18 protein-coding genes are annotated in these 15,251 nt (G+C 70.3%); 9 read left to right on the forward strand and 9 right to left on the reverse strand.

Going from position 1 to position 15,251, the window contains the following annotated elements; genetic code table 11:
* Positions 1 to 14: 14 nt before the first annotated feature.
* From I2501_RS28900 to I2501_RS28930, 7 genes are all read left to right on the forward strand, one after another.
* Entirely contained in the window at positions 15 to 311 is a 297-nt protein-coding gene (locus I2501_RS28900) for a putative quinol monooxygenase (protein WP_196197214.1), read from the forward strand.
* A 146-nt stretch (positions 312 to 457) separates the two neighbouring features.
* Positions 458 to 1,207: a hypothetical protein gene (locus tag I2501_RS28905; RefSeq protein ID WP_196197215.1), complete on the forward strand. Its 750-nt coding sequence runs from the start codon at positions 458 to 460 to the stop codon at positions 1,205 to 1,207.
* Positions 1,204 to 1,554 (forward strand): winged helix-turn-helix domain-containing protein, encoded by a 351-nt coding sequence (locus tag I2501_RS28910; protein WP_196197216.1) that lies wholly within the window; start codon positions 1,204 to 1,206, stop codon positions 1,552 to 1,554. Before I2501_RS28905 ends, I2501_RS28910 begins: the two co-directional genes overlap by 4 nt.
* Before the next feature lie 44 nt (positions 1,555 to 1,598).
* Positions 1,599 to 2,264, forward strand: coding sequence for a class I SAM-dependent methyltransferase (locus tag I2501_RS28915; RefSeq protein WP_196197217.1), 666 nt, complete (start codon positions 1,599 to 1,601; stop codon positions 2,262 to 2,264).
* Positions 2,265 to 2,343: 79 nt separating this feature from the next.
* On the forward strand, positions 2,344 to 2,598 hold the full coding sequence (locus I2501_RS40770; RefSeq protein ID WP_196197218.1) for a sigma factor: 255 nt from the start codon (positions 2,344 to 2,346) through the stop codon (positions 2,596 to 2,598).
* 80 nt (positions 2,599 to 2,678) lie between these two features.
* Positions 2,679 to 2,855 (forward strand): eL43 family ribosomal protein, encoded by a 177-nt coding sequence (locus I2501_RS28925; protein ID WP_196197219.1) that lies wholly within the window; start codon positions 2,679 to 2,681, stop codon positions 2,853 to 2,855.
* 11 nt (positions 2,856 to 2,866) lie between these two features.
* Positions 2,867 to 3,064 (forward strand): hypothetical protein, encoded by a 198-nt coding sequence (locus I2501_RS28930; protein WP_196197220.1) that lies wholly within the window; start codon positions 2,867 to 2,869, stop codon positions 3,062 to 3,064.
* Positions 3,065 to 3,139: 75 nt separating this feature from the next.
* Here the strand turns inward: I2501_RS28930 and I2501_RS28935 are convergent, their stop codons facing one another.
* The 9 genes from I2501_RS28935 to I2501_RS28975 all read right to left on the reverse strand — a co-directional run bounded on the left by I2501_RS28935 (position 3,140) and on the right by I2501_RS28975 (position 11,780).
* A complete protein-coding gene (locus tag I2501_RS28935) occupies positions 3,140 to 3,832 on the reverse strand; it encodes a vitamin K epoxide reductase family protein (RefSeq protein ID WP_196197221.1) in 693 nt (230 codons plus the stop codon).
* Between the two features lie 19 nt (positions 3,833 to 3,851).
* On the reverse strand, positions 3,852 to 4,685 hold the full coding sequence (locus I2501_RS28940) for a thioredoxin domain-containing protein (protein WP_196197222.1): 834 nt from the start codon (positions 4,683 to 4,685) through the stop codon (positions 3,852 to 3,854).
* 123 nt (positions 4,686 to 4,808) lie between these two features.
* Complete coding sequence (locus I2501_RS28945; RefSeq protein WP_196197223.1) at positions 4,809 to 5,486, reverse strand: hypothetical protein; 678 nt, start codon at positions 5,484 to 5,486, stop codon at positions 4,809 to 4,811.
* A gap of 89 nt (positions 5,487 to 5,575) precedes the next feature.
* Positions 5,576 to 5,896, reverse strand: coding sequence for a hypothetical protein (locus I2501_RS28950; protein WP_196197224.1), 321 nt, complete (start codon positions 5,894 to 5,896; stop codon positions 5,576 to 5,578).
* 157 nt (positions 5,897 to 6,053) lie between these two features.
* Positions 6,054 to 7,244 carry a Gfo/Idh/MocA family protein gene (locus I2501_RS28955; protein WP_196197225.1) on the reverse strand — a complete coding sequence of 397 codons (1,191 nt, stop codon included), beginning with the start codon at positions 7,242 to 7,244 and terminating at the stop codon, positions 6,054 to 6,056.
* A gap of 37 nt (positions 7,245 to 7,281) precedes the next feature.
* Positions 7,282 to 8,109: a carbohydrate ABC transporter permease gene (locus tag I2501_RS28960; protein ID WP_328806706.1), complete on the reverse strand. Its 828-nt coding sequence runs from the start codon at positions 8,107 to 8,109 to the stop codon at positions 7,282 to 7,284.
* A 22-nt stretch (positions 8,110 to 8,131) separates the two neighbouring features.
* The gene (locus I2501_RS28965; RefSeq protein WP_215910090.1) at positions 8,132 to 9,130 is read right to left on the reverse strand and encodes a carbohydrate ABC transporter permease; all 999 of its coding nucleotides are present in this window, start codon (positions 9,128 to 9,130) and stop codon (positions 8,132 to 8,134) included.
* 2 nt (positions 9,131 to 9,132) lie between these two features.
* The gene (locus tag I2501_RS28970; RefSeq protein WP_196197227.1) at positions 9,133 to 10,401 is read right to left on the reverse strand and encodes an ABC transporter substrate-binding protein; all 1,269 of its coding nucleotides are present in this window, start codon (positions 10,399 to 10,401) and stop codon (positions 9,133 to 9,135) included.
* A 230-nt stretch (positions 10,402 to 10,631) separates the two neighbouring features.
* Positions 10,632 to 11,780 (reverse strand): ROK family protein, encoded by a 1,149-nt coding sequence (locus I2501_RS28975; RefSeq protein WP_196197228.1) that lies wholly within the window; start codon positions 11,778 to 11,780, stop codon positions 10,632 to 10,634.
* A gap of 113 nt (positions 11,781 to 11,893) precedes the next feature.
* Between I2501_RS28975 and I2501_RS28980 the strand changes: the two genes are divergently transcribed.
* Positions 11,894 to 12,841, forward strand: coding sequence for an ROK family protein (locus tag I2501_RS28980; protein ID WP_328806708.1), 948 nt, complete (start codon positions 11,894 to 11,896; stop codon positions 12,839 to 12,841).
* Between the two features lie 123 nt (positions 12,842 to 12,964).
* Positions 12,965 to 15,199 (forward strand): NEW3 domain-containing protein, encoded by a 2,235-nt coding sequence (locus I2501_RS28985; RefSeq protein WP_196197229.1) that lies wholly within the window; start codon positions 12,965 to 12,967, stop codon positions 15,197 to 15,199.
* The last annotated feature ends 52 nt before the right edge of the window (positions 15,200 to 15,251 follow it).

A 15,251-nucleotide genomic window follows, 5' to 3' on the forward strand; every position in this document is an offset into this window, starting at 1 on the left:
AGGAGTGAATCCGAATGACGATCGGTCTGCTAGCACGCATCGAGGCCAAGCCCGAGTTCGCCGACCAGGTCGCGGCACTGCTGACCAACGCAGCCGCGCTCGCCGAGCAGGAGCCCCACACCCTCACCTGGTACGCCTTCCGCGAGGGCCCGACCACCTTCGGCATCTTCGACACCTTCGCGGACGAGGAGGGCCGCCAGGCCCACCTCCAGGGCAGGATCGCGGCAGCACTGATGGACTCGGCGCCGACCATGCTGGCCGGCACTCCGGTCATCACGCCGGTCGACGTCCTCGCCACCAAGGGCCGCTGAGCCGCTGACGTGCGGTCCGGGATCCGCCCCACCCCCGAGAGGGCGGATCCCGGACCTTCCCCCAACTCCCCCTTGATGGAGGAGTCTTGCGCAAAACGGTTTGCGATGCAAACCTGATGGCACAACAAATTGGGGGAGTTACAACCATGGTGAACGATCCACACCACGATTCGCCCGCAGAACTCCTGGCCGCCGCGACGTCCGCGAGCAGGCTGACCCGGGCCGCCCGGCACGGGTTCTGGTTCCCGCTGGTCGTCTTCGGCCTGCTCGTGATCTGCGCCGCGCCGCTGTACCTGTTCAACGTGCCCGTCTGCCTGCACGGGGGCGCCGTCTGCCTCGTCGTCATCCACGGCGACGCCGTGCCCGCCGGCTCGCTCGGCATCTCGCTCTACTGGGCGATCGCCGCCAGCCTCGGCTACGCCGTGACGTTGGGCTTCTACCTGCTCCGCGCCCGACGCGTCGGCGTCGCCGGTCGGATCTGGCCCTATCTGGTGGTGGGGCTCGTCCTGCTCGCCGTCACCGTCCTCGCCACGCCCGAGGTGAGCCGCCACATCATGCACGGAAGCCTGCTGAACATGCCCGGCGACGTGGGGATCCGCGGCATGACACCGCTGTTGGCCCTGGCGCTCGGCCTGTTCGTCCTGGCCCGGCTCGAACGCAGCGTTCCGCTGGCGGGATTCGCCGTACTCTTCCTCGTCGTGGCCCTGATCTCCAACCTCTACGACGTCGAGAACCAGACCCCACTGATCGGCTGGACGCCGTCCGCGGCTTGGATGTGGGTCCCGAACCTCTGGCTCGCCGGATTCACGTTGCTGCTCGGCGGTCTGGGCTTCGGCCTGACGTCGGTCCGGCGCAACCGTGCCCGCATCCTGTCGGCCCAGGGGCAGCCGACGTGACCGACGACGACCGGAGCGGCGAGGACCCGTACAGCCACCCCACCCAGAGCCTGGACGACACCGTCCACCAGCGCGCCCGCCTCGGCATCCTCGCGGTGCTGCACGAGTCGGCCAGGGTCGAGTTCACCTTCCTCCGCGAGGCGCTCGACCTCACCGCGGGCAACCTCTCCCGCCATCTCCAGGTGCTGGAGGAGGCCGGACTGATCGAGGTCGACAAGGGCTACGAGGGTCGCCGCGCCCGCACCTGGGTCCGGATCACCAAGAAGGGGCGCGCCGCGTTCCTCGCGGAGATCTCGCACCTCAAGGAGCTCATCCGGCGCGTCGACGACGCGGCCGAACTATCGTGAGGGGCGCAGCACACACCGTCAGCCCGTGAAAGTGGTGACCGCGCATGCCCGTCGCCGCAAGCGCCTCCTCCGGCAGCGTCCGCCGTCCGCTCTTCGCTCGGCTCTGGTCCCGCGTCGCCGGTCCGGCGCTGGACCGGGCCGGGATCGGCGACCACCGCGCACGCCTGCTCGCCGGACTGTCGGGGACGGTGGTGGAGATCGGCGCCGGGAACGGGCTGAACTTCCCGTACTACCCGCCCACCGTCACCCGCGTCCTCGCCGTCGAGCCGGAGGAACAACTGCGCGCGCTGGCCACCGAGTCCGCGCGCACCGCACCGGTCCCGGTCGAGGTGGTGGCGGGCAGTGCGGAGGCGCTCCCTGCGGACGACGCGTCCGTCGACGCGGTCGTGGTCTGTCTGGTGCTCTGCTCGGTCCCCGACCAGGCGGCGGCGCTGGCCGAGGCCCGCCGGGTGCTCAAGCCCGGCGGGCAGCTGCGCTTCTTCGAGCACGTGCGAGCCGAGTCCCCGGCGATGCGCCGGGTCCAGCGGGCCGTGGACGCGACCTTCTGGCCGCTGCTCTGCGGCGGCTGCCACACCGGCCGCGACACCCGCTCCGCGATCGACGCGGCGGGCTTCGCCCTCACCGACGTCCGCACCTTCACCTTCCCCGACACCCGGCTCCCCTCCCCCGCCGGTCGGCACATCCTGGGCGCCGCGCAGCGCACGGACTGAATCTTCTGATCGTCCGGACATCCGCATGCAACCCTTCTGCCTGCCGTCGCATTAGACAGGTGAGAAGGGAGGTGATCCGGTGACGGAACACCAACGGGACGCCGAGTTCTGCGAGTTCGCAAGCACGCGCGTGCCCTGGCTGCGGCGCGTGGCCTATCTGCTCTGCGGCGACTGGCACCAGGCGGACGACCTGACGCAGACCGCGCTCACCAGGCTCTACCGGCACTGGCATCGCATCCACCGCCTGGACAACCTCGACGGCTACGCCCGCACCACGCTCGTCAACGCCTTCCTCTCCGTCATGAGCCCGGACACGATGGGCTACGACGTCTAGCCCACACCGAAACGGCTCCGTCCTCTCCCGTCGGGGGGCGGGAGAGGACGGAGCCACCACTCGCATCAACCGTCACTCCATTGGCTGCCATCCTGCTCGAACCGCCGACCGTCCGCCACGCCCCGACTACGATGCCCGACAAGGACGACCACGAGGCTCGCGACATGTCGTGCCCGGCCTGCGGCAGCTCGGCCACCTACCAGGTGATGAGCGGCCGTTGGGGCTGCACCAACTGCGGAGCCACCTGGAGCGGATGACGGAGGGCGCGATGCAGCACGCGTGCGGAACCTGCGGTCAACCCGCGGTCATCATCGACCGCGACACCCGGAGCCCCTGGTGCCTGCCGTGCGCCACCGACCTGTTCCGGACCGGCGACCCGGTCACCGACTACCTGCCCCTCGACGGGGCCGAGGCCTACGCCGATCTCCTCGCCAGAGGGACGAGCAGCACGCTGCGTTTCCGGTGAGCGGTGAGTATTGAGCGGTGACGTGAGGCCCCGACCTGCCGGAGCAGAGCGGGACCTCACGACGTCCGTCGCGTCCTACATGTGCGTCGACCAGTACCACCAGAACCGGTTCAGCACCAGCAGCACGATCACCGCGTACCCCGCGACCGGGACCACCCACGCCCAACGCACGCCCGTGCGCTGGACCCACGCCCGCGCGCCGCTCGGAAGCGGGAGGGTTCCCGTGCGGAGGTTGTGGACGGTGGTGAACCAGAACAGCGGGATCGTGGCCGTCCAGACGACGATGCAGTACGGGCAGACCGCGCCGATCGAGTAGAGCGTCTGGTCGATCAGCCAGCAGACGAAGCCAATCCCGAACAGCGTCCCGGCCTGGAGGCCGAGCCAGAACCAGCGGGGCAGGCGGACGCCGGTCAGAGCGACGACGCCGATGGTGACGACCACCGCGAAGGCCCCCACGCCGATCAGCGAGTTGGGGAAGCCGAAGGCGGACGCCTGCGCGGTGCGCATCACCGAGCCGCAGCTGATGATTGGGTTGATGTTGCAGCTCGGGGTGTAGTGCGGGTTCTCCAGCAGCCGGATCTTCTCCAGCGTCAGCGTGATCGCGGCGGCCAGGCCCAGCGCGCCGGCGACGAGCAGCAGCCAGGCGTAGCCGCGCGTCGCGCCCACCCGGTGGGTGATCCAGCTGCCGTCGCCGGCCCCGACACCAGACCCGCCGCTGGGCCCGACACCAGCCCCGGCCGCAGGCGCGGCCGTGAGTTCGGGGTTCATCCTCGTCTGCTCCCGCCCACTACTTGTTCGCGCCGACGGCTTGCTGGACCAGGCTCGTGTACTGCGCCGGGGTCACCGCGTTGCCGCTGCTGTCGAAGACGTTGAGCACCTGCCCGTCGAGCTTGAGCGTGGGCGTGCCCTGGATGCCGCTGCTGTTGAAGGCGTCGGAGACCTTCTGCGCCCACGGCGCGTAGACGCGGTTCTCGACGTCCTTGGTGAACTGGGGGGTCACCAGGCCGGGCACCTTCTTGGCCAGGTCGAGCAGGGTGTTGAGGTTGCCGAAACCGTCCGTCTCCTCGGAGGGCTGGTTGGCGTAGAGGACGTCGTGGAACGCCTTGAACGCCGTCGGGCCGCCGTCGTTGAGCGCGGCGCCCGCGACCTCCAGGGCGTCCATCGAGCCGGTGCCACCCAGGTTGTTGTCCAGGAACGTGGCCAGGTGGTACTGGATCTTGTACGTGCCGTTGTCGGCGAGCTGCTTGATGGTCGGGCCGTCGGCCTTCTCCAGCTTGTCGCAGACCGGGCAGCGGAAGTCCTCCCACACGTCCAGCGTGTGCTTGGCGTTCGGGTTGCCGTAGACGATCACGGTCCCGTTCGGGCCGGACGCGTGTGCCGGGGTCACCAGCGGCTGGTTCGCCCCGGCGCTGCCGCTCCCGCCACTACCGCCGCTGTTGCCGGCCACGGTGACGGCCACCACCGCGCCGATGGCGACGACCGCGACGACGGCCGAGCCGATGCCGATCCGGCGGTTCCGGACCTGCTTGCGGGCCTGCGCCTCGCGCTCGTACTGCAGTCGCTCACGCGCGGAAGCGGGCTTGTTGGCATGGGGGTTGTTGCGGTTCACGGTGTTGCTCATGGCTGTCCTCACGGGAAAAGAAAAAGTGCGGGAAAAGGTGAGAGACAGGCCTGTTGCTGCGGCAATGCCGCGCGAAGAAACGCGCGGACGGAAAGCAAAGAAAAGCGGGTGACGCGACGCCGCTCAGCAGGCCTGAGCGAGCATCGGCGGGCCGCGACGCGGCGCGGTGCGCGGCAGCACGTCCTGCGGACCGCGTGCCTTGGAGCGGGGTGCGGGCAGCGGCGGTCGGGGGCCGCTCGGCTCAGGCAGCGCGACGGGGGCGGCCAGCCAGGCGAGCAGGGCGCGGACGCCGTGCCACCCGGTCAGCACCGTCACCCGGACCAGCGCGAAGAGGGCCGCCTCACCGCGGCGCAGCCACCACGCGGCGGCCAGCGCCAGCACCAGGTGGACCACGAGCAGCAGCATCGCCTGACCGCCGGTCAGGGCGACCAGCGCTGCGTGCGTCTGCTCGGTCAGCCCCAGCAGGCCGGGACGGATGGTCCCGCCGCCGCACGCCAGCACGCCCCAACCCGGCAGGCCCCCGTGCGCGGCGGCCGGGCCGGGCGGACAGCTCTGCTGGCCGGTGTTGAACAGGACGTTCATCCCGACCTGGAGCGGGACCAGAACAGCGACGATGCTCCGGTAGCCGCGCTCACCCGCGAAGAGCAGCAGGGCGACGACCAGGCTGCCGCCGAGGGCGAGGAGCGCGACGTCGACGGGGACCGGCTGCCCGGTCACCACCAGGCGCGCCCCGATCGGAAGCATGACGGAGAGCGCGGCGAACACCACCGCGCGCAGGAGCCTCAGTCCCCATCCGTCCATCGTTCGGAGTATCGCAAAAGCGCGTGTGAAGGCGCTGTAAGGTCCCGCCGCAGGCCACCAAAGCCGCCGCAAGCCCGCCACGGCCCAGGTCAGCGGGCGGAGGCGTCGGTCCCCGGGATCCGGGCCAGGCTGGACGCCAGGGCCGCTCGCTGCTCGTGGTCGAGGGCGCCCAAGGGCGTGGTCTCGGTCGCACCGGCGCGCATGAGGATGTCGTGCGCTGTGACCGGGCTCACCCCGGGCAGCGCCCGGAGCAGGGACGCGAGGGTCATCCCGGCGGCCACGACGTCACCGCCGTACCAGGCGTCGAGGCAGATGTGGGCGAGCCGGGTCGGGCCCTCCTCGGCCGTGGCGGCGAGCCGCAGCTCGCGGGCCCGATGGAGCTCGGCACTCGGCGCGGACGACGGATGCATATCCACTCCTTTCGACGCCCCCAGCTGTCTCGTGCTGTCACGACCGCCCCCGCTCCGAGAAAGCCTATGTCCGCACACTTATTCGTGCACGCAACATCACACCCCCGCACCCAGCCGCCGCAACCCGCCCGCGCACCTCACCCCCGCACCCTGCCCGTCAGCCGAACGTGCGCTCCTGGGCATTGTCGAAGTAGGCAAGCAGCTCCGGATCCAGCGGCGGGATGTCGTAGGGACGCCCGCCGTCACGCAGCGACATCGTCGCCATGTATCCGGCCGCCACGCTCATCCGCGCCGCCAGTGGGGAGGTGTCCGTGGGGCCGCCGTCACGGACGAAGCGTGCGAACTCCTGCATGATGGCGACGTCGCTGCCGCCGTGCGTGCCGGACGCGTCGGGGACGCGGTAGGAGATGTCGCAGTCCGCGCGGTAGCGGGAGGGCCCGGTGTTCCACACCCGGACCTCCGCGCCCGCCTCGTCGCCGAAGTTCTCCAGCCGTCCCTCGGTCCCGATCACCGTGTAGTTGCGGAAGTAGTCGGGGCTGAAGTGGCACTGCTGGTACGCGGCGATGACGCCGTTGTCCAGCTGCATGTTCATCACCGAGACGTCCTCGACGTCGATGTGGTGGTGCAGGTTCGCACGTGTGGTCGGCGGCCACTCGTACTCCTTGAGCCAGTTCTCCGGACGCGGCGTGCCCGGCGCCCGGCGCGGCAGGTCGCCGTGGAGCATCAACGAGCCGAACGCGTTGACGCGCTGGGTGTAGCCGCCCGCCAGCCAGTGCACCACGTCGATGTCGTGGGCGGCCTTCTGCAGCAGCAGGCCGGTGGTGCGGCGGCGGTCAGCGTGCCAGTCCTTGAAATAGAAGTCGCCGCCGTAGGAGACGAAGTGGCGCACCCAGACGGTCTTCGGCTCGCCGATGTCGCCGCGCGCGATCACCTCCCGCATCTGCCGGACCACGCCCATGTGCCGCATGTTGTGCCCGATGTAGAGGCGGGTGCCGGTCTCGTACGCGGCGCGCAGGATCGCGTCGCAGCCCTCGACGGTGATGGCCATCGGCTTTTCGAGGTAGACCGGCTTGCCCGCGCGCAAGCAGTCGACGGCGATCTGCTCGTGGGTGTCGTCCGGGGTGACCACCAGCACCGCGTCGAGGTCGTCGCGGGCCAGCAGCTCCCGGTGGTCGGTCACCGCGTCCTCGGGCTTCAGCCCGTCGATCCGCTCCAGGCCGCGCCGGAGTGCGGCGGGGTCGTTGTCGCAGACGGCGGCGACGACGGTGCCGCGACCGGGCCGGTGGGCGGCGACGGCCAGCGAGATGCGCAGGCCCAGACCGATGACGCCGAGGCGCACGTCTTCCACGGTCACAGAGTTCCTTTCGACAGGGACTTGAAGGGTGTCACTTGGAGCCGGTGAAGGCGATGCCCTCGGTGATCCGGCGCTGCGCCACGACGAACATGACGATCATCGGCAGGCTGGCCAGCAGCGAACCGGCCATCAGCACCGGGTAGTCGGTGCTGTGCTCGCCCTGGAGCGTGGCCAGCCCGACCGAGAGCGGCATCCGGCTCGCGTCGTTGGCGACCACCAGCGGCCACAGCAGGTCGTTCCAGGACCAGAGCACGGTCAGCACGCCGAGCGAGATCAGACCGGGCTTGGCCAGCGGCAGCATCACCGACCAGAAGATCCGCACCGGCCCCGCGCCGTCGAGCCGGGCGGCCTCCTCGACGTCCAGCGGCAACGAGAGGAAGAACTGCCGCAGCATGAAGGTGCCGAAGGCGCTGAACAGGCCCGGCAGCACGATGCCGGTCAGGGTGTTGAGCAGGCCAAGGTGCATCAGGATCTGGTACTGCGGCAGCAGGTAGACCTGGCTCGGCACCATCAGCACCGCGAGCAGCAGCAGGAACAGCGCGTTGCGCCCCGGAAACCGCAACCGCGCGAAGGCGTAGGCGGCCATCGAGCAGAACAGCAGCTGCGCCGCGACCCGGACCACGGTGATCAGTACGGTGTTCAGGAACTGCCGCAGGAACGGCATGCTGCTGAACACCTCGGAGTAGTTGGACCAGCGCCAGCCGGGCACGAAGTCCGGTGGCACGCTGGTCGCCTGACCCAGCGTCTGCAACGAGGTCAGCAACTGCCAGAAGAACGGGGCGACCATCGCCGCCGCGCCGATCGCCAGCACGACATGGACGGGCCAGAGCCGCTGCCCACCCACCTGCGGCCTGCTCACACGCAGCCGACTCACATCCGGCCTACTCATAGTGCACCCACTTCTTCTGCAGCCGGAACTGGACGGCGGTGAGCACCAGCAGCACCGCCATCAGCACGACCGCGATCGCGCAGCCCATCCCCTGCTGGTTGTCGAGGAAGACGTCCTCGTAGAAGAGGTAGGCGATGGTCTTGCTGTCGGCGAGAGCCGGGTTGGACCGGCCCAGCATCATCAGCACGGTGTCGAACATCTGCAGGCCGCCGATGACCGTCAGCACCGAGACGAAGAAGATGCTCGGGCTGAGCAGCGGCAGCGTGATCGAGAAGAACTGCCGGATCCGGCCCGCGCCGTCGAGCTCCGCCGCCTCGTAGTAGTGGCGCGGAATGCCCTTGAGCCCGGCCGCGAAAATGATCATGTTGTAGCCGAGGCTGGCCCAGATCCCGACCACGGCCATCGCGTAGACGGTGAACCTGGGGTCGGAGACCCAGTGCGGGCCGTGGATGCCGACCAGCGACAGCAGGTAGTTGATCAGGCCGTAGTCGCCGTTGTAGAGCCAGCGCCACACCATCGCCACGGCGGCCGGCATGCTGACCACCGGCAGGAAGTAGAGCGTGCGGTAGAGCCCGACGCTGCGCCCGCGCACCTGGTTGAGCAGCGCGGCGCAGACGATGGAGAACGGGATCGACAGCAGCATCAGCAGCGAGTACAGCACCGTGTTCCAGGCCGCCTTGGGCAGCTGCGGATCACTCAGGAACGCACGGTAGTTGGCGAACCCGACCCACTGCTGACCGCCGAAGACGCCCCAGCTGGTGAAGCTGTAGTAGCAGGACTGGACGATCGGCCACACGTAGAACACGGCGAGCCCGGCGACCAGCGGCAGGATCATCAGGTAGCCCCAGATCCACTCCCGCGGATGCCCGTGCTGCTCGCCGATCCGGAGGCCGAACCGACGGCCCGAGCGGCGACCCGAGCGACCCGTGCCGGGCTGGCGGCCCGCTCCTGACCGGCGACGCGTGCCGGGACGACTCTGCACGAGGGCCACGGTCACCCCTTCGCCAGGTGGGCGTTCATGGAGGACGTCAGCTGCTGGGCGCCGGCGGTAAGGCTCAGCTTGCCGGCCCAGATCTGGTCCAGGATGTTCTGGTTGTCGTTGATCCACGGCATGCTGTCGCTGGAGACCGGGTACGGCACGGCGTACTTCAGCTCGTCGACGAAGGTCTGCAGGTGGTACTGCGGCGTCGACTTGACCCAGTCCCCGGCGAGGCCCTGGTACGCGGGGATGACCGCGCCGCTGGCCGCCTGGATCTGGTTGGCCTGCTCGCCGCCGAGGAACTTGACGAACTGCCAGGCAGCGGCGGCGTGCTGGGTCTTGGCGTAGATGACGTTGGCCAGACCGTTGATGACGGTCGCGTTGCCGTTCGGTCCGGCGGGCAGCGGCGCGACGTCGGCGTCCAGGCCGGGGGCGTTCTTGTAGGTCGGCATGTCCCAGTCGCCGTCCGTGAACATCGCCACCTTGCCGGAGGCGAACAGCTGGGACGGGTCGGTGTCCGTCATCTGCTGGGCGGTGGGCGAGGTGTGGTACTTGGTGATGAAGTCCAGCGCGTACTGGAGTCCGGCGAGGGTCTTGGCGCCGTCGAGCTCGGAGGACTTCTTGTCGGCGGAGATGACGCCGCCACCGGCCTGGTAGATGTCGTTGTAGAGGTTCTCCTGCGTCCAGTCCGGCGAGGCGATGCCCCAGACACCCTTGCCGGGGTTGGTCAGCTTCTTGGACGCGTCGATGACGTCCTGCCAGGTCCAGCCCGCGGTCGGGTACTTCACTCCGGCGGCGTCGAAGAGCTTCTTGTTGTACCAGAGCCCGATGGTGTCGAAGTCCTTCGGCATGCCGTACTGCTTGCCGTCGATGGTGTAGATCGAGTTCAGCGAGGCCGGGAACGGCTTGTTGTCGAAGCCCGACTGGTCCGAGAGCGGCAGCAGTTGGCCCTGCCCGCCGTAGAGGCCGATCTGGGTGGTGCTCATCCAGAAGACGTCCGGGGCGGTGCCGGAGGCGGCCTCGGTCTGCAGCTTGGTCCAGTAGTCCGCGACAGGCGTCAGCTCGATGTCGACGGTGATGTTGGGGTGGAGCTTCTCGAAAGCGGTGGCGATCTGCTGCATCGCGGGCTTCTGGTTGGCGTCCCAGATGCCGTAGGTGAGGGTGACCGGGCCGGAGCTGTTGCCGCCGGAACCCGAGGCTGAGGACGAGCAGGCGGAGACGCAGGCCACGAGCGCCGCGGCGCAGACCAGCGCCGAGGCCTTTCCGGCGATCTTCGATCCCATGGTTCGGTCCCATCGGTCGGTGCGGGGAGGTGGGGTGGTGACGGGACAGTAGCCGAGCATTTATGCGAAGAACTAGCGTTAATTGAGCAGGACTGCGCAGCCGAGACCGGAACGTGACATTCCCGTGACCCTACTCGGGGGTCATTACGCAAGTTGTTGACGTAAAACTCGGCGCAGAGCTCAACACAGTGCCTGTCGGAACGCCCGCCAGAACGCCTGCCGGAGCCGCGTCAGGACGCGAAGAGCCGCCGCTCGGCCTCGTTCAGCCCGTACCGGACCGCGCCCAGGCAGACCGCGTCCGCGCCCAGCTCCGAGACCGCGACGTCCGGCGGGTAGAGGCAGACCGCACCCAGGTAGTCCCGGATCGGCGCGGTGATCCACTCCCCCGCCTGGGCCAGGGATCCGCCGATCACCACCAGCTCGGGGTCGAGCGGCGTCACCAGGGTCACCAGCGCCTCGGCCAGGCCGGTGGCGAAGGACTCGACGGCCGTGGCCGCCTCCGCGTCGCCCTCCTGGGCCCGCGCCAAGGCGAAGAGGGCCGCCTGGGAGGGCGCGCGCAGCTCACCGGGGTCCACGGCCATGGCGTAGTCCATGACGTGCTGGAACGCGCGCCACCTGCTGTTGGGGTGGCCGCCCAGCTCCCCGGCCGCCGCGTGCGAGCCCCGGTACGGGACGCCGCCGAGCAGCATCCCCAGGCCGATCCGGCTGCCGCTGTGCAGGTAGAGCACGTCCGCGCGGCCGCGTGCGGCGCCGAGCCAGTGCTCGGCCAGCACCGCCAGCCGCATGTCGTTCTCGACCAGCACCGGCACCGCCAACCGCCGGGCCAGCTCCGCCTGGAGCGCCACGCCCGTCCAGTCGGCGAGCACCACGCTCTTGACCACGCGGCCGTCGCCGTCGATCACGCCGGTGGTGCCGACGCCCACGGCGGTGAGGTCGCCGACGGTCAGTTCCGTCTCCAGCTCCGCCCGTGCGCACACGTCGGCCACCAGGGCCGCGACCGCGTCCAGCCGGTCCGCCGCCGGCAGGTCACGCGGCACGCCGACCGCACCGCGGCCGACGATCCGGCCGCGCAGGTCCGCGACCATCACGGTGAGGTGCGCGGCGCCGATCCCGACGCCCGCGACATGGCCCACGGCCGCCCGGAAGGCGAACCGCCGGGCCGGTCGGCCGCGTAGCCCCTCGGCCGCGCCCGCCGCGTACTCCTCGGCCTGGCCCTCCCGGAGCAACGTCTCCATGATCGCCTCGGCGGTGGCCCGGGACACCCGCGCGGAGCGGGCCAGCTCGGCCAGCGTGGCGCTCTCGGTCCCGTGCAGGCCGCGCAGGATGGCGACCTGGTTCAACCGGCGCAGGAAACTCGCGTCACCGCTCTCCCGTGGCACGGATCCTCCTGCTGTGTCGGCGGCCGATGTTGATCCTAAACGGTGCCTGACCATGCTCGACGGGTCCTGGCGGGCCTTGACGCTGCCGACGCCCGCTGATTACGTTCCGCCGGGTGACCCGACCAACAGGAGACGTGCTGGCCCTGGAGATCGCCGGGGACCGGATCGAGGCAGGCGTGCTCGGCGAGGACGGATCCTGGCGGCACCGGGAGAGCCGTCCCAGCGACAGCGCGCTCGGCTCGGACGCCGTCATCGACGCGCTGGTCGACTGCGCGACCGAGCTGACGCGGCGCTACGCCCCGGTCGCGGCGGGCGTCGCGGTGCCGGGGATCGTCGACGAGCGCACCGGCCTCGCCGTCTTCTCCGCCCACCTGCACTGGCGCAACCTGCCGCTGCCGAGCTGGCTGGCCGACGAGCTGGGCATCCCGGTCGCCTTCGGGCACGACGTGCGCGCGGCCGCGCTGGCGGAGGCGCAGTTCGGCGCGGGGCAGGGCTCGCGCTCACTGCTGCTGCTCTCCCTCGGCGCGGGCGTCGCCTCGGCGGCGGTGCTGGACGGACGCGTCCTCATCGGCGGGCAGGGACGGGCAGGTGAACTCGGCCATCTTGTCGTGCGTCCTGACGGACCGTCATGTCCTTGCGGCGGACGGGGCTGCGTGGAGGCACTGGCCTCGACGACCGCGCTTTTCGGCCGCTACCGCGCAACCTCCGGCACGACGGCCGAGGCAGCAGCCGACGCGGCCGGCGTCGTCGACGCGGCGGAGGTGGTCCGCCGGGCGCACGACGGCGACCCGGTCGCCGCCGCCGTCTGGCGGGAGGCCGTCGAGGCGCTGGCCGAGGCGCTGCGCGCGGCCGTGGTGGTGCTCGACCCCAAACGCGTCGTGCTGGGCGGCCACTTCGCCGAGGCGCTCCGGCGCGCGCAGGTGCTGCCGCAGGTCTGCGCGGACCTGTCCGCCGCCCTCGCCGAGCGGCTCACCGTCCAGACCCCGCCCGCCCTCGTGCCCACCACGCTGCACGGCCAGGCGGGTTGCCTCGGCGCGGCGCTGCTCGCCCGGCGTGGGTGAGCGCGCTGAGCATATGCACTGATGGCCGATCAGTGATGCTTGTTTCTACGGGGTTCTTGTCAAATCTGCTCAGTTTCCCCTACAACGGAGTGCCCGTACCCGAGATCCCGTGAGGTCGCTCCCGTGCCAGCTCGTGTACCAACTCCCCTGCCCGCTCCCCTCTCCACTCCCCTGTCGCGACGTCTCCGTACAGCTCTCGCCTGCGCCTCGGCGCTGGCCACGGCTTCGTCCGGACTGCTGCTCGCGACCCCCGCCGTCGCCGCGGCTGCGCCCGCTCCCGCCACAACTGCCGCCACAACTGCCGCTGTAGGAACGGCTACTGCCACCACGCAGTACCCCGACTACGCGCCGACCCCGCCCATGGGCTGGAACGACTGGTCGTACTACCAGTGCGGCATCAACGAGCAGACCATCCTCGGCAACGCCCGCGCCCTGGTCAGCACCGGTCTGGCCAAGAAGGGCTTCGACACCGTCACCATCGACGACTGCTGGATGGCCCAGAACCGGGACGCCAAGGGAAACCTGGTCGCCAACCCCACCGAGTTCCCGCACGGCATGGCCTACATCGGTCAGCAACTCCACAAGCTGGGCCTGAAGTTCGGCATCTACGAAGACGCCGGTACGCAGACCTGCGGCGGCTTCCCCGGCTCGATGGGCCACTGGCAGCAGGACGCGAACCTCTTCGCCTCCTGGGGTGTCGACTACGTCAAGCTCGACGGCTGCAACGTGCCGACGCCGTCCGGCGAGACCGACGAGCAGGCGTACCACGCCACCTACGCGGCGATGAGCCAGGCGCTGCTCGACACGCACCGGCGGATCGTCTTCTCCATCTCCGCGCCCGCCTACTTCCAGGGCGAGTCGAACTGGAACCAGGTCATCGGCTGGTCCGCCCAGTTGGGCAACCTGTGGCGTGAGGGCGCGGACATCGCGCTCGGCCAGGACACCGGCCCGGACAAGTGGGCCTCGATCGACTACAACTACAGCTACAACGTGGGCCTGGCCGGTCTCCAGCGGCCCGGCCGGTGGAACGACCCGGACTTCCTGCTCGCGGGCGACTCGGGGCTGACGCAGGACGAGATCCAGAGCCAGGTCTCGCTCTGGTCGATGATGGCCGCCCCGCTGATCTCCAGCACCGACCTGACCCACCTTTCGCCCACCGCGCTCGACGTGCTGGGCAACAAGGACGTCATCGCGGTCGACCAGGACCGCCTCGGCGTCCAGGGCCGGATCGTCGCCCACGGCACCGGCTACGACGTGCTGGCCAAGCCGCTGGCCAACGGCGACCGCGCCGTCGCGCTGTTCAACTCCTCCGACGCGGCGCAGACGATCTCGGTCGCCGCGAAGACGGCAGGTCTTCCCAGCGCCAAGGCCTACCGCCTTACGGACCTGGTCACCAAGAAGGTCACCGAGACCACCGGCGCCATCTCCGCCGACGTGCCGCCGCACGCCACCGTCCTCTACCGCGTCGCCGCCGGAGCCGGGGCCGGTCTCGCGCCCGCAACGGCGATCACCTGGCATGACGTCAGCACTGCTGCCAAGCCGGGCACTTACCGGATCACGCTGGCCGACCACGGCTCGACGGCGCTGACCGGGGTCCGGTTGACGGTCGCCGCGCCCAAGGGCTGGACGGTCAGCCCGAGCGCGGCCTCCCTGCCGCGCGTCCCGGCGGGCGGCAGCGCCTCGGCCACGGTTCACCTCAGCGGGCCGACCCCCGCACCGGGCACGACGGTCACGCCGGTCACCGCGACCGCGACCTACCGCGGCGGCGGTGTGGCGGGCCAGCAGACCGTGGTCCAGGTGGTCCCCTACCCGACCCTCGCCGCCGCCTTCGACAACGTCGGGGCCACCTCGGAGAGCGCCACCACGCCGGGCAACTTCGACGGCAGCGGCGACAGTTACTCCTCCGAGGCGCTGACCAAGGCCGGTGCCGCGCCCGGCGCGACGGTCAACGCCAACGGCCTCAGCTTCGTCTGGCCGACCGCCGCTCCCGGCACGCCGGACAACGTCTCGGCCGACGGCCAGGAGATCACGTTGACCGGACAGGGCTCCGCGCTCGGTTTCCTGGGCGCCGAGGCCGGGTTCGTCTCCGGCCCGGTCACCGTCACCTACACCGACGGGACCACCAGCACCGGCCAGTTGGGCTTCCCCAACTGGTGCTGCGCGCCGACCAACGCGTACGGGGCGCAGACCGCGTTCACTATGGACCACCGCAACACCCCGACCGGACCGGCCAACTACGGCATCAGCTACGGCGTCTTCACCAACACCGTGCCGCTTCTGCCAGGGAAGACCGTCCGCTCGGTGACGCTGCCCGAGGAGCCCGCGATCCACATCTTCGGGATCACCGTCAAGTCCTGATCAAGTCCTGATCAGGTCCTGACCTGACGTACCGTCAGCGTGCCGGAGTTCT

Source organism: Streptacidiphilus fuscans (genome assembly GCF_015690355.1).
GTDB classification, from domain to species: Bacteria; Actinomycetota; Actinomycetes; order Streptomycetales; family Streptomycetaceae; genus Streptacidiphilus; species Streptacidiphilus fuscans.

Excerpts from the sequence above, each read along its gene's own strand:
- I2501_RS28970 (WP_196197227.1), bottom strand. The coding sequence starts at position 10,401 with ATGGGATCGAAGATCGCCGGAAAGGCCTCGGCGCTGGTCTGCGCCGCG.
- I2501_RS28940 (WP_196197222.1), bottom strand. The coding sequence starts at position 4,685 with ATGAGCAACACCGTGAACCGCAACAACCCCCATGCCAACAAGCCCGCT.
- I2501_RS28945 (WP_196197223.1), bottom strand. The coding sequence starts at position 5,486 with ATGGACGGATGGGGACTGAGGCTCCTGCGCGCGGTGGTGTTCGCCGCG.
- I2501_RS28900 (WP_196197214.1), top strand. The coding sequence starts at position 15 with ATGACGATCGGTCTGCTAGCACGCATCGAGGCCAAGCCCGAGTTCGCC.
- I2501_RS28935 (WP_196197221.1), bottom strand. The coding sequence starts at position 3,832 with ATGAACCCCGAACTCACGGCCGCGCCTGCGGCCGGGGCTGGTGTCGGG.
- I2501_RS28930 (WP_196197220.1), top strand. The coding sequence starts at position 2,867 with ATGCAGCACGCGTGCGGAACCTGCGGTCAACCCGCGGTCATCATCGAC.
- I2501_RS28905 (WP_196197215.1), top strand. The coding sequence starts at position 458 with ATGGTGAACGATCCACACCACGATTCGCCCGCAGAACTCCTGGCCGCC.
- I2501_RS28915 (WP_196197217.1), top strand. The coding sequence starts at position 1,599 with ATGCCCGTCGCCGCAAGCGCCTCCTCCGGCAGCGTCCGCCGTCCGCTC.
- I2501_RS28950 (WP_196197224.1), bottom strand. The coding sequence starts at position 5,896 with ATGCATCCGTCGTCCGCGCCGAGTGCCGAGCTCCATCGGGCCCGCGAG.